The sequence below is a fragment of the Nitrospinaceae bacterium genome (assembly GCA_018669005.1).
GTDB lineage: Bacteria > UBA8248 > UBA8248 > UBA8248 > UBA8248 > UBA8248.
The window spans coordinates 63,804-86,669 of sequence record JABJAL010000022.1 but is presented as its reverse complement, the minus strand read 5'-3'; the positions used below and the strand labels follow the sequence as shown (position 1 = coordinate 86,669).

22 protein-coding genes are annotated in these 22,866 nt (G+C 54.3%); 11 read left to right on the top strand and 11 right to left on the bottom strand.

Annotated features, from left to right (window positions below):
• The first annotated feature begins 16 nt into the window (after positions 1-16).
• Positions 17-724 (top strand): metal-dependent hydrolase, encoded by a 708-nt coding sequence (locus HOJ95_03460; GenBank protein MBT6393740.1) that lies wholly within the window; start codon positions 17-19, stop codon positions 722-724.
• A 75-nt stretch (positions 725-799) separates the two neighbouring features.
• Here HOJ95_03460 and HOJ95_03455 read toward each other — a convergent pair whose 3' ends face one another.
• From HOJ95_03455 to HOJ95_03445, 3 genes are all read right to left on the bottom strand, one after another.
• Positions 800-1,243, bottom strand: coding sequence for a hypothetical protein (locus HOJ95_03455; GenBank protein MBT6393739.1), 444 nt, complete (start codon positions 1,241-1,243; stop codon positions 800-802).
• 79 nt (positions 1,244-1,322) lie between these two features.
• Positions 1,323-2,303, bottom strand: coding sequence for an alpha-ketoacid dehydrogenase subunit beta (locus HOJ95_03450; protein MBT6393738.1), 981 nt, complete (start codon positions 2,301-2,303; stop codon positions 1,323-1,325).
• A 20-nt stretch (positions 2,304-2,323) separates the two neighbouring features.
• Positions 2,324-3,247, bottom strand: a complete 924-nt coding sequence (locus tag HOJ95_03445; GenBank protein ID MBT6393737.1) for a thiamine pyrophosphate-dependent dehydrogenase E1 component subunit alpha — start codon at positions 3,245-3,247, stop codon at positions 2,324-2,326.
• Positions 3,248-3,593: 346 nt separating this feature from the next.
• Here HOJ95_03445 and HOJ95_03440 point away from each other — a divergent pair, with 346 nt between their 5' ends.
• Complete coding sequence (locus tag HOJ95_03440; protein MBT6393736.1) at positions 3,594-4,778, top strand: acyl-CoA/acyl-ACP dehydrogenase; 1,185 nt, start codon at positions 3,594-3,596, stop codon at positions 4,776-4,778.
• 66 nt (positions 4,779-4,844) lie between these two features.
• Here the strand turns inward: HOJ95_03440 and HOJ95_03435 are convergent, their stop codons facing one another.
• Positions 4,845-5,525 (bottom strand): RibD family protein, encoded by a 681-nt coding sequence (locus HOJ95_03435; protein MBT6393735.1) that lies wholly within the window; start codon positions 5,523-5,525, stop codon positions 4,845-4,847.
• A gap of 145 nt (positions 5,526-5,670) precedes the next feature.
• Between HOJ95_03435 and HOJ95_03430 the strand changes: the two genes are divergently transcribed.
• The 6 genes from HOJ95_03430 to HOJ95_03405 are packed head-to-tail and all read left to right on the top strand — an operon-like array spanning position 5,671 to position 10,190.
• Entirely contained in the window at positions 5,671-6,318 is a 648-nt protein-coding gene (locus HOJ95_03430; GenBank protein MBT6393734.1) for an MBL fold metallo-hydrolase, read from the top strand.
• A gap of 23 nt (positions 6,319-6,341) precedes the next feature.
• Positions 6,342-6,734 (top strand): VOC family protein, encoded by a 393-nt coding sequence (locus tag HOJ95_03425; protein MBT6393733.1) that lies wholly within the window; start codon positions 6,342-6,344, stop codon positions 6,732-6,734.
• Between the two features lie 31 nt (positions 6,735-6,765).
• Positions 6,766-7,827 (top strand): cytochrome-c peroxidase, encoded by a 1,062-nt coding sequence (locus tag HOJ95_03420; protein ID MBT6393732.1) that lies wholly within the window; start codon positions 6,766-6,768, stop codon positions 7,825-7,827.
• Positions 7,828-7,834: 7 nt separating this feature from the next.
• Positions 7,835-8,659: a cytochrome c gene (locus tag HOJ95_03415; GenBank protein ID MBT6393731.1), complete on the top strand. Its 825-nt coding sequence runs from the start codon at positions 7,835-7,837 to the stop codon at positions 8,657-8,659.
• Entirely contained in the window at positions 8,656-9,159 is a 504-nt protein-coding gene (locus HOJ95_03410; GenBank protein MBT6393730.1) for a c-type cytochrome, read from the top strand. Before HOJ95_03415 ends, HOJ95_03410 begins: the two co-directional genes overlap by 4 nt.
• Positions 9,156-10,190, top strand: coding sequence for a beta-propeller fold lactonase family protein (locus tag HOJ95_03405; GenBank protein ID MBT6393729.1), 1,035 nt, complete (start codon positions 9,156-9,158; stop codon positions 10,188-10,190). The genes HOJ95_03410 and HOJ95_03405 overlap by 4 nt, the downstream gene beginning before the upstream one ends.
• A 29-nt stretch (positions 10,191-10,219) precedes the next feature.
• Here the strand turns inward: HOJ95_03405 and HOJ95_03400 are convergent, their stop codons facing one another.
• Entirely contained in the window at positions 10,220-11,116 is an 897-nt protein-coding gene (locus HOJ95_03400) for an SUMF1/EgtB/PvdO family nonheme iron enzyme (GenBank protein ID MBT6393728.1), read from the bottom strand.
• 45 nt (positions 11,117-11,161) lie between these two features.
• A complete protein-coding gene (locus HOJ95_03395) occupies positions 11,162-11,590 on the bottom strand; it encodes a cupin domain-containing protein (protein ID MBT6393727.1) in 429 nt (142 codons plus the stop codon).
• A 173-nt stretch (positions 11,591-11,763) separates the two neighbouring features.
• Here HOJ95_03395 and HOJ95_03390 point away from each other — a divergent pair, with 173 nt between their 5' ends.
• The gene (locus tag HOJ95_03390) at positions 11,764-14,154 is read left to right on the top strand and encodes an adenylate/guanylate cyclase domain-containing protein (GenBank protein ID MBT6393726.1); all 2,391 of its coding nucleotides are present in this window, start codon (positions 11,764-11,766) and stop codon (positions 14,152-14,154) included.
• Positions 14,155-14,199: 45 nt separating this feature from the next.
• Here the strand turns inward: HOJ95_03390 and HOJ95_03385 are convergent, their stop codons facing one another.
• A complete protein-coding gene (locus HOJ95_03385) occupies positions 14,200-15,423 on the bottom strand; it encodes a CoA transferase (GenBank protein ID MBT6393725.1) in 1,224 nt (407 codons plus the stop codon).
• A 273-nt stretch (positions 15,424-15,696) separates the two neighbouring features.
• On the opposite strand from HOJ95_03385, the gene HOJ95_03380 reads away from it, so the two are divergent.
• Both HOJ95_03380 and HOJ95_03375 read left to right on the top strand, forming a co-directional pair.
• Positions 15,697-16,443 carry an ABC transporter ATP-binding protein gene (locus HOJ95_03380; protein ID MBT6393724.1) on the top strand — a complete coding sequence of 249 codons (747 nt, stop codon included), beginning with the start codon at positions 15,697-15,699 and terminating at the stop codon, positions 16,441-16,443.
• A 51-nt stretch (positions 16,444-16,494) separates the two neighbouring features.
• A complete protein-coding gene (locus HOJ95_03375) occupies positions 16,495-17,466 on the top strand; it encodes an ABC transporter permease (GenBank protein ID MBT6393723.1) in 972 nt (323 codons plus the stop codon).
• 688 nt (positions 17,467-18,154) lie between these two features.
• Here HOJ95_03375 and HOJ95_03370 read toward each other — a convergent pair.
• From HOJ95_03370 to HOJ95_03355, 4 genes are all read right to left on the bottom strand, one after another.
• Positions 18,155-19,147, bottom strand: a complete 993-nt coding sequence (locus HOJ95_03370) for an ABC transporter substrate-binding protein (protein MBT6393722.1) — start codon at positions 19,145-19,147, stop codon at positions 18,155-18,157.
• 292 nt (positions 19,148-19,439) lie between these two features.
• Entirely contained in the window at positions 19,440-20,429 is a 990-nt protein-coding gene (locus tag HOJ95_03365; GenBank protein MBT6393721.1) for an ABC transporter substrate-binding protein, read from the bottom strand.
• A gap of 292 nt (positions 20,430-20,721) precedes the next feature.
• Positions 20,722-21,435, bottom strand: a complete 714-nt coding sequence (locus HOJ95_03360) for a cyclase family protein (protein MBT6393720.1) — start codon at positions 21,433-21,435, stop codon at positions 20,722-20,724.
• 165 nt (positions 21,436-21,600) lie between these two features.
• On the bottom strand, positions 21,601-22,845 hold the full coding sequence (locus HOJ95_03355; protein ID MBT6393719.1) for an LLM class flavin-dependent oxidoreductase: 1,245 nt from the start codon (positions 22,843-22,845) through the stop codon (positions 21,601-21,603).
• Positions 22,846-22,866: the final 21 nt, after the last annotated feature.

The window sequence follows — 22,866 nt, the reverse complement described above, 5'->3', positions numbered from 1 at the left end:
CTCTTGGAGATCAAAAATGGGCGCTACCCTAACTTATCATGGACAATCTACTTTTTACGTAGAAACTGGCGGAGGTCTGCGAATCTATATCGACCCCTGGCTAGAGAAAAACCCCGTTTGCCCCGCCGAACTGAAAACACCTCGCAAGGTCGACCTCATTTGTCTCACCCATGGCCATTGGGACCACACAAGTGACGTCTTCCCGGTATTCGACACTAATCCTTGCCCTATTGCCGGGCATATGGACCTGATCCGCACCCTGGGGCGCCATCACGACATCGGCGACTTCGCCCGCCCGATGGGAAAGGGACGCACATCGAAATTTGAAGGCGTCAAACTCTCCCTCACCAACGCTTTTCACGGCTCAAGCTATGGCCCAAACGGCGAATATGCGGGCGAGCCCTGCGGCCTCATACTCACTTTTGAGGACGGCAAGCGAATCTACCACGCGGGCGACACATGCCTGTTCGGCGATATGAAGCTCATCGGCGAACTCTATGAACCCGATTTATGCTTTCTTCCCATCGGCGACCGCGCCACCATGGGGCCAGAGCACGCCGCCATCGCCGTCGAATTTCTCGGTGCCAAACGAGTTGTTCCCATCCATCACTCGAGCCTGCCGGCTCTTCCCGGCAAACCCGAGGATTTCGTCTCCGAGGTCGCTAGAAGATGCCCCGAGACTGAAGTAATCGTCATGAAGCCCGGCGAGGAGATCTCGGTCTAGCCCGAAATTATCAACACAAAAAAAACCTCCTGAATCTCTGGAAGGGCTTTTTTTGATATATCACAGGCGTGTTCTCTATCCCTTTGGCCTCTCGATAAATTCGAACGTGTTACCGTCCGGGTCCTCAAGATAGATGACAAAGCCTCCCTTGTTTGCACCTTGCGTTATAGGAATCGGCTCGGAGAGCACCTTGACTCCCTTTCGAATCAGGTCCTTGTGCATTTCATGGAGATTTTCAACGTTATAAGCGACGTGGGCACTGCCAATGTTATTGGTCGCGGTATCGATCTTCACACCCTTGGCGGCCGTGTATTCAATCAATTCGATGGGGTAGCCTCCGCCCTTCACATAGATGATATGAAGCGCCGCCCCCGGAATCCCCGTTACAGCCTCACAATAATCTGCCGGACGGTGCATGTCGCTCATCACCTCAAAACCCAACACATCGCAATACCACTTGGCGGCGGCGTCCACATCGGCCACCGTGAAACTCGTATGATTTATCTCGACCAGTCCCATACCTTCCTACCTCCCAATAAAAAACCTTAAAAAAAAAGGGCGAAGCCGAAGCCCCGCCCTCGATAATACCTGATGCAACTTAGGCGATGACGCCGAGGGCTTTCTTTGCAGCCTCAACAACATTGCCCGCATTGGGCAGAACATAATCCTCCAGTGCAGGCTCGAACGGAATCGGAGCATTCAGCGCAGCGACCCGGCCAACCGGGGCATCGAGATAATCGAAAGCCTCTTCCTGGAGGACGGCAGAAATTTCTGCGCCAACACCACTCCTCAAATGCCCCTCCTCGACGACCACACAGCGATTCGTCTTGCGGACAGATTCGGCAAGCGTCGCTGTGTCGAGAGGCGCCACCGTCCGGGGGTCCACTACCTCGGCACTGATACCCTCGGCAGCTAGCAACTCGGCCGCCTCAAGGCAAATTTGCACCTGGTAGCCAACACCGATGAGAGTAATGTCAGTCCCCTCGCGCTTCACGGCCGCCACGCCAAAGGGAACGATATGCTCACCGTCCGGCACAGGACCCTTTCTTTTGTAAAGCATCTTGTGCTCGCAGAAGAAAACCGGATTCTCATCCCGTATGGCCGCCTTGAGCAGGCCCTTGGCGTCAGCCGGATCACTGGGGCAGGCCACTTTCAGACCGGGCACCTGCATGAACCAGGCCTCAAGCACCTGACTGTGCGTCGGGCCGTACTGCACCCCGCCTCCGCCCGGCGTTCTCACGACAAGGGGGATGCTCAACTGACCACCCAGCATGTAGCGTAGCTTGGCCGCCTGATTCACCAGTGGATCCATGGCCAGCATGATAAAATCCATAAACATGATCTCGACCACGGGCCGATAACCCACCATCGCCGCACCTACGGCAGCGCCAACAAAGCCGAGCTCACTAATTGGAGTGTCGCGAACACGGTCGCCCCCAAACTTATCTTTAAGCCCCTTGGTAGCACCAAAAACATAAGCGAGTTCGACATCCTCGCCAAGAACAATCACTTTCTTATCGTGCTGCATCTCCTCGTGAAGCGCCTCGTTCAGCGCGTCCACATATGTTATTTCTCGCATAGCTTTTTCTCCCCCCGCGCTCAAGCGTAGACGTCTTCGAGGGCCGACTCGAGGGTGGCCATCGGTGAATTTTCGGCGAACCGGGTTGCCTCTTCCATCTCGGCATCCACATTCCCTCTATGAGCGTCCTTCTCAGCTTTCGTCATTTTCAGAAGCTTTTCCGCCAAAATTAGCGGATCGCGCTTTCTCCATTTTTTCACCTCAGCTTCTGACCGGTAGGGGCCAAAATGGGGGTCGCCTCTGGAGTGTCCAAAAAATCGGTAGGTTTTAGCCTCGATAAGAGAGGGGCCGCCCCCCTCACGTGCACGCTCAACGGCTTCCCTCGTCGCCTCTTGAATCGCGACGACATCCATGCCGTCCACCGTGACGCCAGGAGCATTGTAGCCCTGGGCGCGAGTAGAAATATCCTCGACCGCTGTTGAGCGACCGGCGCCGAAGCTTACAGCGTATCCGTTGTTCTCACAGAAAAATACAACGGGCAGCTTCCAAATTGCACAAAGGTTCATCGATTCATGGAAACTTCCCTGATTGGAGGCCCCGTCACCGAAGAACACAACGGCAACCTGCTTTTTTTTCTCCAGCTGATAGGCAAGCCCAATTCCGGCGGCCATGGGCATGTTCGCCCCCACAATGGAGTGCGCCCCGTAATGGCCCATCGAGACATCGGCGATGTGCATCGAGCCACCCTTGGCACGACAAAGGCCCGTCGAGCGGCCAAGAAGCTCAGCCATCATCTCATTGAGCCTGGTTCCCTTGGCGATCGAATGCCCGTGGCCACGATGGGTGGTCAGTATCGCGTCGTCCTTGTTCAAGACACTGCATGCGCCCACAGAGCAGGCCTCCTGGCCGATACTCACATGGACAGCCCCCTTCACCAGACCCGCCATGAACAACTCATCCGCCTTCTCCTCGAAGCGGCGAATGCGAAGCATGTCGCGGTACATCTCATGAAGGCGCTTTTTCGAAAGCGGCTTCGGCTTTTTAGCCACAATACTTCCTCCCGGGAACAATCCCCTATGGATACAGATAATCAAAAATTAGTAGGAACATAGCTATCACACGGCCCCTGCCCGTTCAATGCCCCAGGAGGCGGGGGCGGATACCCGCTATCAAGACCGGGCGATGTGAAAGCCTCGGCTGCTGAAAACCTCCCCATATGTCATCTGTCCTAACTGCAGCAATAGTGGCTTGGAATTTAGATGATTTTTGGACAGAATGGAAAACCTCATCCCCTAAATGGTATGTACTTAGGCAAAAGGAGCTAAATAGCGCTCCTAATTGGAGGTGGCTATGGACTTCAAGCTCACAGAGACACAGCTGGCGCTTCAAAAGCTTGCGCACGAGTTTGCCGTAAAGGAGATCCGCCCCGTCGTGCGCGAGCGTGATCGGATTGCCGACCCCCACGAGCGCTTCCCCTGGGACATCTTGGAGAAGGGCAGCCGCCTGGGGCTTCGCACCCTGTCGCTCCCAGAGGAAAAAGGCGGCGGCGGGGCGAGCATCCTGGACCTTTGCATCGTGGGAGAGGAGATCGCCTGGGGCGATCTTGGGGTGTCGGTCACCTTTGATCAGACCTGGAAGCTGAGTCATTTCATGAACGAACTTGCTAATGAGGAGCAGCTGGCGCAATTCCTCCCGGCCTTTCTGGAGGACCACCGCTACCACCTTGCGGTGGGAATGACCGAACCCGACACCGGTGGCACCGAGAACATCGGGCTGCCACACGAGGGCCCGGGGCTGGGCTCGAAGTTGCCCGCGGTGCGGGACGGGGACGATTGGGTGGTCAACGGGATGAAGCACTTTATCAGTAACGGCGGAATCGCCAAGCTCTACTTCGTATTACTTCGGACCGACCCGGCGGTGGGCATCTCGGAGGGGACCACTTACTTTATGGTAACCCCCGACTTGGAGGGCTTCTCGATCGGGCGGATCCACGACAAGATGGGCCAGCGCCTTTCCCAGAACGCCGAGCTGATCTTCCAGGATTGCCGCGTTCCGGACGCCAACCGGCTGACCCCGGTGGGGGGCGCCATGAAGGCGCGCAGCGGGTCATTCACGAAGGGAATGCTCATCGAGTCTGCCGCGACAGTGCTGGGCCCGGCGCGGGCGGCCTATGAGGACGCCGTTGAGTATGCGAAGAACCGCGTCCAGGGCGGCAAACCCATCATCGAGCACCAAGGGGTGGGCTTCGAGCTGGCGGACTGCTTCATCGAACTCCAGGCCGCACGCCAGATTCTCCACTACGCCGCCTGGGCCTCGGCGCACGATGAGATCTACGACCCCAAGCTGGGCTACATGTCGAAATGCTTCGCCTCGGAGGCCTGCTTCAATGTCGCCAAGCGGGCCATGGAAGTCTGGGGCGGGATGGGCTACATGACCGAGGCCCCCATGGAGAAGTACCTCAGAGACGTGACGAGTTTCCTGCACTCGGCCGGGACGAATCAGACCGTGCGCCTAGCCGCTATGCGGCGGCTGTAAGCTGGCGGTGGATTCGGGCTTCGAGGTGCATTGCGGAGGGTGTGCGCCTCACCATCTCGGGGGACATCAACTTTGCCGCTTCATCACGCGGTAGGTTAAAAATATCTCATCGCCCTCGCGCCGCAGGTTCTCTAGTTTAAGACGCTTGAACCCCGTGGCCGGAAATCCCGCGCCATCGAGCAATGTGGGCGCTCCGACCCCGCCCGCCAGAAAAGGCGTCACCGTTACATGAAGAACATCTACGAGCCCTGCCTCGGCAAACATCCAATGCACCTCTCCACCACCTTCAAGAAGTATTTGCTCAAAACCCTGGTCCGCCAAAAAGCGAATAACCGATTCGGCCGTTAAATTTCTCTCACCAAGAACAGCAACCTCCGCTCGGCCCCGGGCTGCGTCTTGAGCCGCTTGGGCTCCTCCGCTGTGGGTCAAGATGAATTTCGAAAAATCCCCTGAATCGAACCAGGGCAATGAGCTGGGGATATCCCCGCTCGCAGTGATGACGGCATTCGCCGGTTGGGCGGGCAGTCCCTTCACCTCTCGCTCTGCGATGAGATCGGGATAACGGACATGGGCAGGACAACGCGCTTGACGGAGCGTCTCACCACCCCAGATGACAACATCGGCTTTCGCCCTCAGCCGATCCATCTCCTTTCGATCAACCTCCGTGCCGAGCGATGCCGTCTCGCCAAAAGCACCGGCAATCTTGCCATCAATGGTGATCGCCATATTGACCGAAACATGAGCCACGGCTCTACTCTCCCTTGATTCCCCTTGTCCTCGGAGCGCCACACGATTAGAATCAAGACTACTTTGCCGGATATTGAAGCGCACGGGAAGTGCTGGAAGAATGAGGCAATTCCGGTTTCAGAACATGCCACGGAGGCTATTTTAGATGGGTGAATTTGACGAAAGAGTTGAGCTGCCCAGATTGACGCTTCAAAAACTCAACATCGGCCCCTACAGCAACAATGTATATATCCTCACCTGCAAGGCGACAAAAGAATGCGTAATCATCGACACCTCACATTCCGCCGAGCCCATTCTTGCCGCCTGCGAGGGGGCGAGCCCTAAATATATTCTCCAGACTCACTGCCATGGTGACCACATCGATGCCCTTGATGAAGTGCGTCGTCGCACAGGCGTCCCAATGGGACAACACCCTGAGGACACCAAGGAGTTCGGGACAACACCCGATTTCGAAATTAACGACGGCGACACGATCAATTTCGGCGAGATTGAACTTCGGGCCATTCATACCCCTGGCCACTGCCGGGGCATGCTGATGTTTTACTACCCGGGCCATTGTGTTTGCGGCGACACAATTTTCCCCGGAGGCCCGGGCAAGACATGGAACCACGATCAACTACTCGAATCCATCGCTACAATTAAGGATAAGGTCCTCACCCTGCCAGATGACACGGTGCTCTATCCGGGCCACGGCGCAAACTCCACCGTCGCGAACAGCAAGAAAGAAGTCGCCGCCTTTGAGGCGGCCGGGCGGCCCAAGGCCGGGGAGTTCGGGGACGTCACCTGGAGCTGACCTCAACAAAGGAGAGATTTTAAATGAGCAACGCAAATATTCTTTTCGACCATGTTCACCTCGTCTGCCGCGACCCCAAGGTCGAGGCCCAGTGGTTCATCGACAAGCTCGGCGGAGAGATGGGAAACAACTACGAAATTCACGGCGCCCCCCAGATTCATGTCCACTTCGAGGGAGCAACAGTCATTATCCGAGGCCAGCGCACCGGCGAGAGCGCCGGTGACCAGCCCGGCCTCCAGTGGGGCACCGACCATTTCGCTTTTCGGGTGAAAAACAATTTCGACGCCTTTTGCGAGGGTCTCATGAACAACGGGGTGAAGTTCACGATGGAACCCACCCAATTCAACCCAAGCACGAAGATCGCATTTATCGAAACGCCCGAGGGAATCAGCATTGAGCTCGTCTACAAGGCGTAGCGCATCGAATTCCCCGGAGGGTCGAGTGCCCATGAAAAACTTTTCTTCAACAAGCCGAGCAAGGGGCTTCCTGCTGCTGCTCGTCTACGCGGCTTTTTTCTCGTTAACGCCTGTCGCCTCCGATGCCGCCCCCAAGGAGAGCAAGGCGGAATTTCCTCCCCCGCCCCCGCTCGGGCTCGACGAGGTGCCCATTCCCGAGAACAACCCAATGACTCCGGCCAAGGTTGAACTGGGCAGGCATCTGTTTTTCGAAAAGCGTATTTCGGGCGATGGCACCCTATCCTGCGCCACCTGCCACAACCCTAAGCGCGGATATAGCAACGCCCGCAAATACGGCATCGGCATCGGTGGGCGTATCGGCCTTCGCAACGTGCCCACAGCCCTGAACGCCGCCTATAGCGACACACAGTTTTGGGACGGGCGCGCAAAGAGCTTAGAGGAGCAAGCCAGGGGGCCAATACTTCACCCCGCCGAAATGGGCGCGACCGAGACACATGTCACCAGGACGCTTCGTGCCGACCCTGCCTATCGCGCCGCGTTCAAAAAAGCCTTCGGCGCAAAGAAAATCACTTTCGACCTCGTCGTCAAAGCAATCGCCACCTTCGAGCGCACCCTTCTCTCGGGCAACTCCCCGTTCGACCGCTGGTTCTTCGGCGAGGAGAAAACCGCTATCTCCCTGGCCGCCCAGCGCGGCTTCGGGATTTTCAAAGCCAAGGGTAATTGTGTGAAATGCCATTTGGTCGATTCCTTCAGCGCCCCTCTTACAGACAACAAATTCCACAATGTAGGCGTGGGCAGCGATGCCAAGCCGCCCCACAGCGGAAGGCAAAAGGTATCAGGCAGCACCCGCGATTGGGGGAAATTCAAAACCCCCACGCTCCGGGACATCTCAAAGACGGGCCCTTACATGCACGACGGAAGCATGAACACTCTTGAGGAAGTCATCGACTACTACGACCGAGGCGGCCTCGCTAACCGAAATATCGATCCCGACATGAAGCTACTAAAACTCACGAAACGCGAGAAAGGCGACCTTCTTGCATTCCTCAAGTCACTGGACGGCGACCTGCCCCTCATTAAAGCGCCGAGGTAGCACTTCCTTGAAACTCAAGCCACGAACATTCTTAATCGGATTTCTCCTTTCAGCGGCGTTGGGCATTACCTTATTCGGCGCACCCGCCACTTCCCTCGCGGCAGAGCCACTGGCCAAGGAAGCGGCGGAAAAATCCGCTGACCAGACCAGCGCACCCCTTCAAAAAATCGAAGAGAAAATCACGCAAACGCCCGAGGCGGGAAAAAATATTTTTGGCGAAAGAAACTGCAGCGCCTGCCATTTAGCCTCGGGGCCCGAAAACAAAATACCCGTTACCGAGCGCACAGCCATCAAGGGCCCCTCTTTGTGGTTTGCAGGGAGTAAATTCCGCTCCGGCTATCTGGCCGCTTGGCTCGCAGCCCCCAAATCGTTTCGAGGCGTAAAGTGGGGAACTATGAACAAGGGCACGACTCCCCATCCTGCACTGCCCAAAGGCGAGGCGGGCGCCGTCGCGGCATATCTCGAAAGTCTGAGGGACAGTGAAATGCCCAGGGACGTTATTAACGTCGAGAAGAAAATATCGAGACGAGATCTTCGGACCGCCCGCATATTGTTTCAGAAAAAACAGCCCTGCTATGCGTGCCACCGAGTAAAAATCAGAAAAACCGTCTACCGCCGGCCCATCAAACTCGGCGGCTTCAGCGGGCCACATCTCATTGACGCAGGCCTTAGGCTCCAGCCCGATTTCATCGTCGCTTTTTTAAAAAATCCGGCACGATACAATCCCAACGGACGTATGCCCGTCTACAGCGACAAGGCGTTTACACGGCTAAGCGACAAGGACATCATTGCTCTGGCCGCCTACATCTCATCATTTAAAGAAAAGCCATGAAATACATACTAGCCCTGGCGACCCACGCCGCAGCCCTCGCAGTCATTATCCTTCTCGGCGCGCAGTTCTCAGATGCCGCCGAAAAATCCTCTACGCCTCAAGCTATCGACAATTTCAAGTGGCACTGCGTCCAGTGCCACGGCCAAAGGGGAGACGGCAAGGGCGTGAACAACCACCCGGCCGCCAAATTACCCGTTAATCCCCGCAATCTGACCGACGGAAAAGACATGGCCCAGTTCTCGGATGACGATATGTTCCGAACGATCACCCATGGCGGCGGGGCGAACGACCTTTCCGCCATCATGCCGCCCTGGGGCAACGTTTTTTCTGAAGAGGAAATTCGCGCCCTGGTGGGACACGTCCGCAAGCTGTGTAAATGCAAGTTCGACCCCAAGGCAAAAGAGCGGGCCTTGCGCGAGGCTGGAAAGCTTCCCGAAGAAAATGAAGAGAAAAAACCAGCCGCACCGGCAACAAAACAGAGCAAGGATACATCTTCATGAAATCAAAATTTCTAGCTGTCATCATACTGATCTACACGCTGATTTTTTATTCCGGAGCCTCCTGGGCTGGCGGCGATCTGATTCTCGTCACCAATACGAGAGAAGGAACGCTTTCAATCATCTCCCGCGACACCCACGAAGTGATAAAAACCCTCCCCGCAGGACAAAGACCCAACCGCATTGGCCTCGCGCCGGACGGGCGCACCGTGTTCATCATCAACGACGGGAGCAAATACGTACGTATTTTTGACGCCCGGGAGCTACGTTTCAAAAAACGTGTCCGTGCCGGCCGCGACCCCTACAACATGGCATTTTCCCCTGACGGAAAATACGCCTACTTCGTGAACACTTATGCGGATAACGTATCGATATTTGATTTGTCGGCGGGAAAAATCATCGGTCTGATCAAGCATGGCGGGAACAATCCCGTGAACATCAAGGTATCGCCTGACGGAAAGCTCGGCTATGTCGCCAATGAATTGAGCGAGGATGTAACCATCGTCGATCTTGCCACACGAAAACCCCTAAAATCCATTGAAGCGGGCCACTACATCGAAGGGCTCGACATTAGCCGAGATGGAAAAAAAGTTTTCATTATGAATGGCGAGGGGCGCTCATACAGCGAATTGGACACGGAAACAAACGAAATTGTCAGAACAATCATGCTAAGAGACGAGGCACATGACACCAAGCTTACACCGGGAGGGAAATTTCTCTACGTAACCCTTCCACACAAAAACGCGGTCTCGGTTTTCTCCATACCGGACCATCAAGAAGTGGCGTTCGTTAAGCAGGGAATCAGGCCGGATCTAGTCGCATTTACCCCGGACGGCGAGCTCGCCTATATTTCGAATCGCGATTCGCGCGAGGTTCTCGTCATGAACGCGCGTCTTCACAAGGTGATCAAACGAATCAAGGTGGGCAACGGGCCGCACGGCATTCTCGTCGTACCCGGGCCACCAGCCACCGCCCCGGTGAGCACCGCACCGGTGAGCACCGCACCGGTGAGCACCGCCCCGGCAAAGAAATAACCCTTCCGGCTTAATCGAGCAGGCGAACGCTAGGCACCCTCTCCTGTCGCGCAGCGAATTCCAATTTTATTGTTCCGATACGTAGGCTTCCGGTGGTAGCGGTTATGGGTGGTCGCCCATGCCAGCGGACTTCCCCATGACGCGCCGCGAACGACACGGGTTCCGCCCTTCGAGGGCCCGGACGGGCTCTGCTTCGCCATTTTCTTGTAGGCCCGAGCGCCGTAACGATCCGCCACCCATTCCCAGACATTGCCGGACATACCCAGCGCCCCGAATGGGCTTGCGCCATTTCCGAACTCACCAACGGGCGAAACACCAGGGAAACCGTCTTTGCCACCCTTGAGGTTGGCGCGGCTTGGATCTCGCTTGTTACCCCAGGGCCAATTTCTCCCGTCAGACCCGCGGGCGGCGTATTCCCACTCTGCCTCGGTCGGAAGACGGCGGCCCGCCCAAGTGCAATATGCCTCGGCATCAAGCCAGCTTACGTGGGATACGGCCTGCTCGGGCATCTTTCGCCAGTCTGTACCTTTTCCCTCCGGCTCTTGCCAGTTGGCGCCCTTCACCTTCTTCCATCCGCCCTTGCCTTTTCTTAGCCGGGTGTCCCATACCCAGGACCAGCCTTTTTTTTCTGCAGTCGTCTTATAGCCTGCCCGCTTCACGAACACCGCGAACCGGCTCGCCGGAACCTCGGTTCGATCAAACCAGAACGAAGTCATGGCAATGCGCCGAGGCGGCCTCTCATCGGCATCGCCTTTTTTACTGCCCATGAGAAATTCTCCTGCAGGCACATGCACCAGGGTGGCGTTATCGAACCCTGAAACTTTAGTCTTTGGGGCACCGCTCGCAGCAGACACCGCTACTAAAACACAGATTGCCAGCGCAACTAAAAGCATAGAACCAAACGAGCGAGGCAGAAAAGATGTCATCGATATCCTCTGGTGTAAGTGGAATGGTTCGGGCATATGTTTTCACTAATCCTTGAGCGGATCACGGGAATCGTCCACAAACGTTGTTCCGGCGGCCTCTTTGTTAGGCATGGCGCCGTAGGTGAAGATCAGTTCGGCCACCTCTGTTTGGCTTGGGTTCTCTTGCCCGTGAATACAAGTCTGGGGGAAATAGACAAAATGCCCTTGCGGTATTTCTTTGCGAACAATTTCCTCGCCTTCTTTGTAATAAATATTAATGGGGCCTTTCACGACATAAATTGTGGTGTCGCAATTCTTGTGATAATGGAGACCGTTTCGACCGCGGGGAGGGATTATCGTCCTTCCCATCGTGATGGTGTCGGTGCCGGTTGTCTCGTTGTTGACGCCCCAGCGAATCTGATAGGGCGGCTCGTAGGCCTTGTCCTCGTCCACATCTAGAGAATTAACAACCTTGGGTATGGGCAAATCAGCCATCACTAAAACTCCTATAGGAAATGAAAAAAACGGCAAACCAAATCCTAGGCCATCGCGAAAAGTGTGACAAGACGGCACCGGAGCAACCCATTAGAAAGGATTATAGAAAATATGCGATAATCACCGGGTATTTCATATCAGACGGCACCGGGCTCTACTGGGAGACTAAGCGGTTGAACTGGCTCAAGATTCCGAAGATAAATCTCACAAGCCAGACTGTAGGCGTGCTGATCACGCTCGCCATCTTGGCTATATTTTATTTTAAGCCCCCTTTGATAGCGAGCGTGATAGAGCGCGTCGAACTCGTCGCCTCGGATATCAGGTTCCTCGTACGTGGACCTGAAAAACCCGGCAAAGATGTCGTCATCGCCGCAATAGACGAGAAGAGCATCGATCAACTCGGACGCTGGCCCTGGCCCTATACTGTTCAGGCCGAACTGGTTAACCGGCTCAAATCCTACGGCGCAAGGGTAATCACGTACGTCGTCGTATTTTCATCCTCGGACACAAGCGGCGGCATCAACAATCTCAAACAAATCAAAACAAAGCTTGAGGCCGAAGGGGTCACCCAGGAGTCGGGAAGTCTTGCCTTTCTTAATCGCGCCATCAAGGACGCCGACCATGACGCGATATTTGCCCGGGCGCTGAAGCGCTCGCGCCGCACGATTCTCGGCTACTTCTTTCAGTTCGACGCCTCAAACATCGCGCATCTCAACGAAAACCAAATGCGCCAGTACCTCGCCAACATTCGCAACTCGAAATACAGCGCAATCAAGAAATCTCCGGGAATGCGTCTCAAGAACATCGATCTACCTCGCGCCCTAGCCGTCGAATCGAACATCGACTTGCTCGCCAAGTCTGCCAGGGGCGGCGCTTTTTTCAGCATGAGCCCGGATGTGGACGGCGCTATTCGCAGGTATCCTCTGATTGTGCAATACCGGGATCTTGTCGAAATACCGGGTGAGCAGGATTATCTTTTCGCTCCAATCGCCATCCGAACACTTGAGCGATACCTTCGCGGAACAACGATATTCTGGATAGACCCGGTTGGTGTTGAGAAGGTGGCCATATCGGGACGAAAAAAAATCATCATCCCGACCAACGCCAAAGGCGAGATGTATATCAACTACCTCGGACCCTCGGGCACGTTTCCCGAATACTCCATCGTGGATATTGTAAACGGTCGTAAAGATCTCGCCCCTCCCTCGGCCTTCAAGCGAAAGATGGTTCTCATCGGCCCCACCGCAATCGCGCTGGCCGACCTTCGCGTAACGCCGTTCGACAAGGCGATACCAGGAGTAAACATCCATGCCACCGTTATTGACAACATGCTCAACAACAAATTCCTTGAGCAACCCTGGTGGTCGGACATTATTTTTGACTTTTGGCAGACCGAGTTTGATGTCCCCTTGATAGGAGCCATCACGATTCCCTTGCCTTTTGTGGGCTACACGATGGGAAGCATTCTTTTACTTGGTCTTCTTTCGACGCTCATCCTTCATCGTGTCGGTGCCCTCGGCGGCGGACTATGGGCCATCATCGGACTCACCTCTTCGCTCACCCTGAACCAGAATCTCTTCATCAACTACGGATGGTGGCTCAACGTTTCCTATCCCATCCTGACGATAATAACCGTCTATGCTGGAATGACCGTGTTCCACTACGTTATCGAGCAACGCGACAAGCGCTTCATACAATCCGCATTCGGCACCTATCTTTCCCCTAAGGTCGTGGCAGAACTCGTCGAGAACCCCGACGCCCTCAAGCTGGGCGGCGAGCGCAAGGAGATTACCGCGTTTTTCTCGGATGTCGCGGGATTCACCACTGTTTCAGAATCCTTAAGCCCCGAGGAATTGGTTGGGCTACTTAACGAGTATCTCTCTGAGATGACCGCGATTATCCTTGACTACGACGGCACGGTGGACAAATACGAGGGTGATGCCATCATCGCCTTCTTTGGCGCCCCCCATCCGATGCCGGACCACGCCACGCGCTGCAGCCTGGTCGCCCTCGACATGCAGAAAAAACTCATCGAGCTTCGGGCGGGCTGGAAAGAGAGAAACATGAAAGAGCTTCACGTCCGAATTGGCCTGAACACCGGCCCCGCCGTCGTCGGCAATATGGGCTCGAACATCCGCATGGACTACACCATGATGGGCGACACCGTGAACACAGCGGCTCGCTTCGAGGGAGCAAATAAGGAGTACAACAGTTCGATCATGATTGGGCAGACCACCTACGAGAGCGCCAAGGATTCCATCGAGGCAAGGGAGCTAGACCTTATCAACGTGGTGGGAAAAACCGAGCCGGTGCCAATCTACGAGCTTCTCGCTAGAAAAGGCGAGATTTCACCGGAGAGGGCTAAAGTAATGGAGCATTACCACGCTGGCCTTGAACTATACCGGACGCGCCAGTTCGCGGACGCCATGGGTGTTTTCGCCCAAGGCCTTGTCGCCGATCAAAATGACGGGGCCTCTAAAACCATGGTTAAACGATGTGAATACTTTATGCTTGACCCGCCGCCTAAAGGCTGGCAAGGCGAGTTCATAATGACCTCGAAATAGCGCTAGGTTACTTCGCTCCTCGATAAACCCTCCTCCCGGCCATAATTATTTTTCGGGGGGCGTGGTCCAATCGATAATGCCTTTTTCGCGCAACTCGGCTAGTTCGGCCTCGTCAATATCCGCCAGTTCCGAGAGAATTTCCTCCGTATGCTCGCCCATGTAGGGCGCGCGCTCAGAGCGCACCTCCATGCCCGGAAACTTGATCGGACAACCCATCTCCCGGATTGACCCGGCCACCGGATGCGCCACTTCGACGATCATATCCCTGGCCTCAAGCTGAGGATCGGCTAGCGCCTCTGAAACCGTGTTCACAGGCGCAAAGGGAACATGTCCCTGCAAGACCTCGGCCCATTCGACCGTAGTCCGCCGCCTGAATTCGGTGGCGAGTATCGATAGTATTTCACCGCGGTTGTCGAACCTCGCCTGTGGGGTGGCAAAACGCTTATCCTCGGCAAGCTCTGGCCGCCCCATCCGCTCAACGAGAATCTCGTAGAAGCGCTGCTTTCCGCAAAAGATGGTGATCCAGCCGTCCTTGCTCTCGAAATTTTGCGCCGGAATCACCGAAGCATGAGCACTGTGGGGAAATTTCTGCGTCTCATAGCCGCAATTCATGGTCCAGGCTGCCTGATAAGCCAATTGAAGCGCCGCCCCGTCCATCAGGGCGACATCCACATCGCGACCCTTTCCCGTCCTTTGGACATTCCAAAGCGCCGTCATCATGCCCAGCATCGCCAGAAAACCACCCGAATAATCCACAAAGCTGACCCCCGCCTTGGCAGGGGGCCCATCCGGCTCACCTGCCATACTCATGATCCCTGCATAGGCCTGGAGAAGAAAATCATAGGCGGGCTCGGCGGCCCTTGGGCCCGTCATCCCGAATCCGGTCAGAAAACAGCAAACTATTTTCTCGTTAATCGGGCCCAATTGTTCATAGGTGAGCCCAAGCTTTTCGGGATCTGTACCTCTACAGCTAGCAAACACCACATCGGCCCGGGCTACGAGCTTGTGAAAAACTGCCCTCCCTTGAGGATCGCGAATATTGAGAGCAATACTTTTCTTGTTCCGGTTCAAGGACTGGAAATAAAAGCTGTCGTTCTCGGGAAGGGGATAGGGTGGAACAGGGCGGGCCGAATCGCCGCCAACATTATGGTTCTCTATCTTAATGACCTCGGCGCCCATGTCTGCCAGTAGCATCGTTCCTACCGGTCCTGCACCGAATTGCTCCACTGCCAGAATTCTTAGGCCCTCTAGCGGCCTGGAGCTAGTCATATTAATCGCCCCCCTATACGGCTCTTTTTTTCACCAACGCCATTCATCAGACTATTCCCTCCCATATCCAGGAAATTCATTACTATATTTGGCCCAAATTTCATGTTTTCTTGCGAAATAAACAGCAATTAATCATTGTTTTAACAACAATGTGGTTTTCTTTATCCCCGCTTCTTGTTAGATTACGGGGAATTCAAAATCGCGGTCAAGAACCTGGGTTTTTTAGTTCACATTTGTGGTGCTTTTTATAAACCAATTGGGAAAAAACTGCTTATGCCTACTAAGATCGAAATCAAGAATCTGAGGAAAGTCTATGACACCCCAGAGCGTAAGGTACACGCCCTGGAGGATGTCAACATCAACATTGAGGATGGGGAGTTTTTATGCCTCGTTGGGCTATCGGGTTGTGGTAAAACCACCCTGCTCAACATCCTTGCCGGATTCGTCGAAATCACGGCGGGCACCGTCAACATGGACGGCGTCCCCATCACGGATGAATATGACAAAGGGGTCGTATTCCAGGAATATGCGCTCTTCCCCTGGCTCACGGCGGTGCAAAACGTCGAATACGGAATGAAAATCAGAGATGTGCCCGCCGATGAGCGCCACAAGACTGCGATGGATTTTCTCAAACTCGTTCGGCTTGAAGAATTCGCCGACCTGTTTCCGCACAGCCTTTCGGGCGGAATGCGCCAGCGCGTAGCCGTCGCCCGGGCGCTTGCCTTCGACCCGCAGGTGCTCTTGATGGATGAGCCCTTCGGTGCGCTCGACGCCCAAACGCGCGAGGAGCTTCAGGAGCTAACTGTCGATGTCTGGCAGAAAACGAAGAAAACCGTTGTTTATGTAACCCACAACCTGGCGGAGGCGGTTTTCATGGGCACGAGAGTTGTAGTGTTCATTCCCCAGCCGGGAAGAATTCGGGAGATTCTCACGATTGATATGCCGCGCCCGCGGGACGCGCTGTCAGCCGAGTTCATTCAGACACAACGAAACATCAACGAGCTAATTCGCGACTGGTAATAGTCGTTTTTACGAATTTTCTACTAAACGAAAAAGGGAAGGATAAAACTGATGGCAGAGGCACAATCCGGGCTTCCCCCCTTAAATTTGGACGAGCCGTATAAACAAGTAAAAACACCCTTCTTGGTGTGGGTCCGCCCCGTCTACCCGTTTATCCTCGTGATAGCAATTTGGCAGGTCACCGCCTATTTTCTGCACGATTTGATGGGCGACCTGTTCCCCTATTTCGGCGCCATTATTTTCCGGGCCTGGGAGTTGGTCACGGGTCCCCTGATCAGGGAAATGGGGGTGGATGTCGATACCGGCTTCTTCACCCAGCTTCATGCAATATTCTTTGCCAACAAGCTGAGCTTTACCGATTCTCTTAAGTTTCTCTCGGACAGCCCGATTCTGTGGCACACGCTTTCAACAGCTTGGCGGCTACCGTTTGCGTTCGCCATTGCCTCGGTTATCGGCGTTTTCGTCGGCATCTTGATGGGCCGCTTCGCCTTCTGGGAAGGGTTCTTCGTTCCCCTTCTCTCGGTGTTGCTCCCGATTCCGGCCCTGGCCTGGACGCCTATCGCTGTTATCTGGTTCGGAAACGGCGATCAGACCGTCATCCTGGTTACGGCCTTCGCCTCCTTCCTGCCTATTTCCATGGCGGTGTGGACGGGTGTTAAAACGATTAACCCGGTCTGGATTAGAGCGGCACAGTCGATGAATGCGGATAAGATGACTATTTTCCGCACCGTGGTGCTTCCCGGCTCGCTGCCAATGATTTTAAGCGGCATGCGAATCGGCCTGGCCCGTGCATGGCGTGCAGGCGTTGGCGCCGAGGCATTCGCCGGCATTAAATGGGGTCTTTCAGCGGGTATTTTTGATGCCCAGGAATACCTCGACACAGCCTTCATGATGGTGGCCATCGCAGTTCTGGGCATCTTCGGCTACCTGCTTGAGAAAGTGCTCTTCCAGCCCATCGAAACCCGTACCATCATCAAATGGGGCATGATGGAAGAGATGGGTGGCCAGGACAAAAAAGTCTAGCTCCCCTGTCGAAATCAGCAATCAAAAGCCCCGGAGGCTCTTGCTTCCGGGGCTTTTTTTCTTATCGCTAACACGCGAGAAAACCCAATGCGCCTTATCTCCCCCAAGGCACCTGGCATGCCAGAGACCACTGGCACTCCTTTGACTCATTAATCCCCGAGCACCCGGTACAGCGCTTTATCATGGCAATCGTTGTTGCTTCACATCTCGTTCGGGCAAATCAAGAAAACCCACATAAAATTTAAACATAAGGCGATACCCCTTAGTGTGGAGATATTTTAATTATCCACAGACTTACCCTGCACCCCGAAGTGTCAAAAAAGCCCCTCCTCAAAATGAAGGAAGACAAAGACCCTGCATCCCCATAATCCATCCCGATTACCCGCTATTTTCTGTTCAGCATACCTGCAAACACCATTGCCCTTTTTTGATGCTACAACCCAAATCCGAGGCACATCCACACTACAACCATCTCCGATCCAGTATTCACCCGCCTCTCTTCTACCTGCCGCACCGACTCAAAACCGTACACCCTTATTTATATTCAGGCCCTCAGGTGTAATACATCTCCCACCCACCTTCCATCCACGGGGAAATCGGCGTCTAGTACTTCTAGATTTATCTCGGCACAAAAAAAAATCCCCCGGCAGCCGAAGCCACCGGGGGATAATTTAGTGATTCTTGGTGCTTAGTTCGTGTAGTTCATCTCTTTGGCGACCTTGCGAAGGATCGAGTCGTCAATGAACTTGGTCTTCGTGAAGTCGGCCGTTTTCTTAATCCAGCCCATTTTCTTCTGTCTTCTGGCCATGTCGTTCAGATATGTTTTCACCTCACCCGTGATGAAAACTTCCGAGCGGAGACGCCGGACGATGACTTTGATAATGTCGAGTTTCACCTTTGTGCCGATATCGACAAGGTCCTTGTGGTAGATCTTGGCATACTCATCAGGGTTGTCCTTGAGAAGCTTGTGTGCCATGAGCCAGCCGCGGAAATACTTTTCATAAAGCTCGGGGTGCTTTTTCAAAGTGGCCGGGTTGCCTACGTGCATCATACGGGTTTTGTCGTACTTGCACAGGTTCTCAAGAGAGCGAACCTGGCCCGCCTGAATGGAGATCTCCAACATCGGGTCGCCGAGCATGGCCGCCTTGGCGTTGCCCGAAACGATGGCCGCAACGCGCTCGGTGGTCCGAACGCTGAGGAGCGGGAAATCCGAGCTCTTGAGTCCGTGCGCCGGAACGACGTACTGCTGGAAGGAGAAGTCCGTGCTCGTGCCCTTTTTGTTTGCGAAAGTCACGCCCTTGAGATCTTTCAGGCTCTTGGCCTTCGAATTCACGGGAACCACGATGTGCTGGGTGTCACAGATGTTGGCAGTGACGCCGATGGCGGTGACGCGGGCGCCCTTGGAGATCGCCGTGGCGAAGGGGGAAAAACCCGTTGTGCCGGTGTCCAGGTTGCCCTGGATAATGGCGTTGCGCATCAATTTTCCCTGCTTGTAGTTGCTGATGGTGTACTCAAGGCCCTGCTTTTTCCAGAAGCCTGCTTTGTGGGCGACGATCTCGAACGAGCCCATGAGCGCGCGGTGAGCGCCGATGCGAAGCTTGGCGGCCTCGGCCGCGGTACCCGCGCCCAGAAGACCAGCGAGCATCGCTGCTGCGATTACATAACTGGTGATTCGTTTCATACTGTAACTCCTCCAAAGTAAAAACAAAGCCGGCGGCAAATGGAAACTCTCTCAAAAGCGGGAGCGATTCCCTTTAAATCCGGCAGGTAACGGGGAACCAATTCTATATTAAGCGTCAAATAGAGCCCCTAAAAATCAGTTTTATGTTTATCCCGCGATTTGAGCCATTATCATACATAAATAAAACTAAAATCAAAGCAAAATCAAAGCAAAATCAAAGCAAAATCAAAGCAAAATCAAAGCAAAAAAAACCGGGGCGCCGAAGCGCCCCGGTAAGCCTTGCAAAATCAACTTAGTTCATGAAATTCATCTCTTTGGCGACTTTGCGAAGAATCGAGTCGTCAACAAACTTACTCGTCGTGAAGTCAGCCGCTCTTTTGATCCAGCCGAGTTTCTTCTGTTTGCCAGCCATGTCGTTGAGATACTTTTTCGTCTCCATATCGATGAAAACATCGGTCTTAAGCTTTTTCACGACATCTTTCATGTAGGAAAGCTTGGCCTTGTCACCCACCTCTTGCAGGGCTCTGGTGTAAACCTGCGCGTACTTGAGAGGGTCGTTTTTCAGCAGTTTATGGGATTTGAGCCAGCCCCGGAAATACTTGACGTAGAGATCGGGGTTCTTTTTGATGGTCGCTGGGTTGCCGATATGCATCATGCGGGTTTTGTCGTACTTGCAGAGATCCTCGAGCCTGCGAACAAGACCCTTCTGTACGGCGATTGTGGTCTGGGGCTCACCAACAATGGCGGCGCCAGCGTTGCCGGAAATGAGGGCGGCAATACGCTCGGTCGCCCGGACGCTCAGGAGCGGGAAATCAGAGCTCTTGAGGCCGTAGGCCGGAATAACATAGGACTGGAACGCAAAGTCCGTGCTCGTGCCCTTTTTGTTGGCGAAGACCATGCCTTTTACATCTGCCAGGGTTTTCGCCTTCGATTTAACTGGCACCACGATAGCAGTTGCCGCGCAAATGTTAGCCGTCACGCCAATGGCCTGAACCTTGGCGCCTTTGGAGATAGCCGTCGTGAAGGGGGAAAAACCAGTCGTGCCGGTGTCCAGGTTGCCCTGAATAATGGCGTTGCGCATCAGTTTGCCCTGCTTGTAGTGGCCCACTTCGTAGTCGAGGCCCTCTGCCTTCCAGTAGCCCATCTTGTCGGCGATGATCTCGAACGAGCCCCAGAGGGAGCGGTGAGCGCCGATACGAAGCTTGGCGGCATCAGCCACAGTCACGCCCGAGAAGCCTACCAGCAATACCGCAGCCAGCAAGAAACCAAATATTTTTTTCATCTGGTACTTCCTCCATGTAAGTGAACTGCAAATAAGAAGCGGCAACTTCCGTAAATCAGATGAAACCAAGAGTTACATCACACCCCAGAGGGTTTTTGAGGAAAACTCTCCCTGATGAAGCGGAAAATATGCCCTCCAAAAATGAAACTAAACTTTGTCAATAAGTAAGAATATATTACACGAAATTCTGGAAATCCGCAAAAAATAATTTAATCAGACTAATTTGACCGAAAATCTTGTTCATACACCGATAGAACGAAAGATTCGCTCCAAGGGATTAAAATTATCCCCCTTAGAGGTTCAGAATCGCCGTGGCACGCACTGGCGATCCGGTTCCGCTCCTGATTTTGAGGGGCAGCCCAACGTAGAGAAACTCCTTGCCAGCCACTTCCTCAATGTTGGCAAGGTTTTCGGTGTTGTGGCGCTGGAGTTCCCGGCAGATGACATGGCAGGGAAACGTCAGCTCATTAGCGTTAATGGCCGCATCGATGCTAGGCGCATCCTGGCCAATATTGACCACCCCGCATTCGCGATAGAGAAAATCAGCCGCCTCTCGACCCAGGCCCGGATATTCGGAGATATATGCGTCACCCGGAAACGTTCGCTTGTAGTGGCCCCCGGTAAAGAGGACGGTTCCATCCTTGGGGGGTGTCAGCCCGAGGCTCGTGAGTTCATCCTGCATAAGAGCGAGCGATATCTCCTCTTTGGGCTCGACCTTTCCCGTAAAATCAAGCGCAATCCCACGCGTGAAGAAATTCGTCAGGGGAGATTGGTCAATATTGGGCGCCGTCTGGCGCTCGTCGATATGGCTCACCGAGTCGGTATGGGTCGGCCCGTGGTCGCACATGTGGAGCATCATCGCCGCATAGGTGATGTCCTTGGGCTTGATGGGAGCGTTCTCCATGTCTTCGTGGCGCGCGATGTACTCGATTTTCGTAGCCGGATGCCCGGGAAACCTCGGGGCATCGGTATAGATTTCCTGGCTGAGATCCACGATCTGGTACATCTTCCCCTCCCTTTTTAAAATAGAGGACTGGAATTCGACAATTATTAATTCAAGAGTTGTTAACTCAAGTTCAGTAATCTTTCGTTCAGCGGCGCGAGGACCTATGATTCAACAATTCAAAAACCGCTGCTAAGGCAACTGCCCAATTGTTGTCTAGGCAACCGCCTAGGCAACGCCACCCACCGTCACGTTATTTCCGGCTGGCGCCTCAAGCTCGGGAATGACCTTTTCCATGAATGTTTTGAGCTCATAAATCACCTCGTCCTTGGGCTGCTGGGCATAGTGCCATATCAGCGTGATGAACTCGGCGGGCACTATCTCGTAGGCCTTCACGAACTGCTCGGTCAGCTGATCGAGCGTGCCACCATGAAAAATTCCGCTTTGCTTGATGTTCTCGATCCAATCAATATTCGAGGTGTCGTCCGGGAATTGTGGGAAGAAGGGGACATAGAAATTCTGGTAAATGTCCTGATCGTATTTGCGAAGTTTCTCGTCATATCCTTTTTCGGAATCCGCAACATGGATCCAGCGGCACATGTTCTGGCGCTCGCCCAACACGAAATTGTGGCCAGCTTTCTTGCTCTCCTCCACATAGAGATGGCTAAACTCCTCCATTTTTTCGATCTTCGTGAAATATGTGGGGCGGAAGCCATGCCGCGCCGCGAACTTGATGGAGTCGGCACTAGCGCTAACTGCCTGAAAAACCGGGGGATGAGGGTCCTGGTAGGGAGGCGGGCAAACACTGATCCGCCGCACCCGCCCATTTTCGTCGATTTCCCCCTCGGCACCTGCGTCTCTAGCACTCTTCCAGGCCGGATACTCAATTCCCTCATCTATTGGATATGGCGCCTGATAAAATTCTCCATTCAGTTCGACAGAATCCTCTGTCCAGCATTTGAGAAGCATTTCCACCCGCTCCTCGAACATCTTGCGGTTTCGGATATCGTCTTTGCCGCCCAGGTAGCGGGCGACGGTCGCCACCGATTCGGAGCCCTGCCCCAGAATATTTGTCCAACGCGATTGATAACCGCGCGCCACACCACAGAAGAATTTTCCGTTGGAAATGTGGTCGAGAATGGCGCACTCCTCGGCAACACGAATGGGATCTCGCGCCGACATAACGTAGCCCAGGGCGCCGATGCGGGTGTTCTTAACATTGGAGGCCCACCAGGCGTTTAAAATTCCCGGGTTCGGGCCCACTTCATAGCCCTCGGAGTGAAGATGGTGTTCAATCGTACTAACGCCCCAAACGCCAATATCATCGGCCACTTTCACGATATCCATCCAGTCGTGAATGACCTTGTTGTAAAGCTCTTTATTTCTTCCAAGAGGACGCTTTTTTTCTCGATCCGCTCGATCCTCGCTGGGCAGCATCGGATAAAGTTGAACAATAACTTTCGGCTTGGGCATCTAATCCATCTCCCTTAAAAA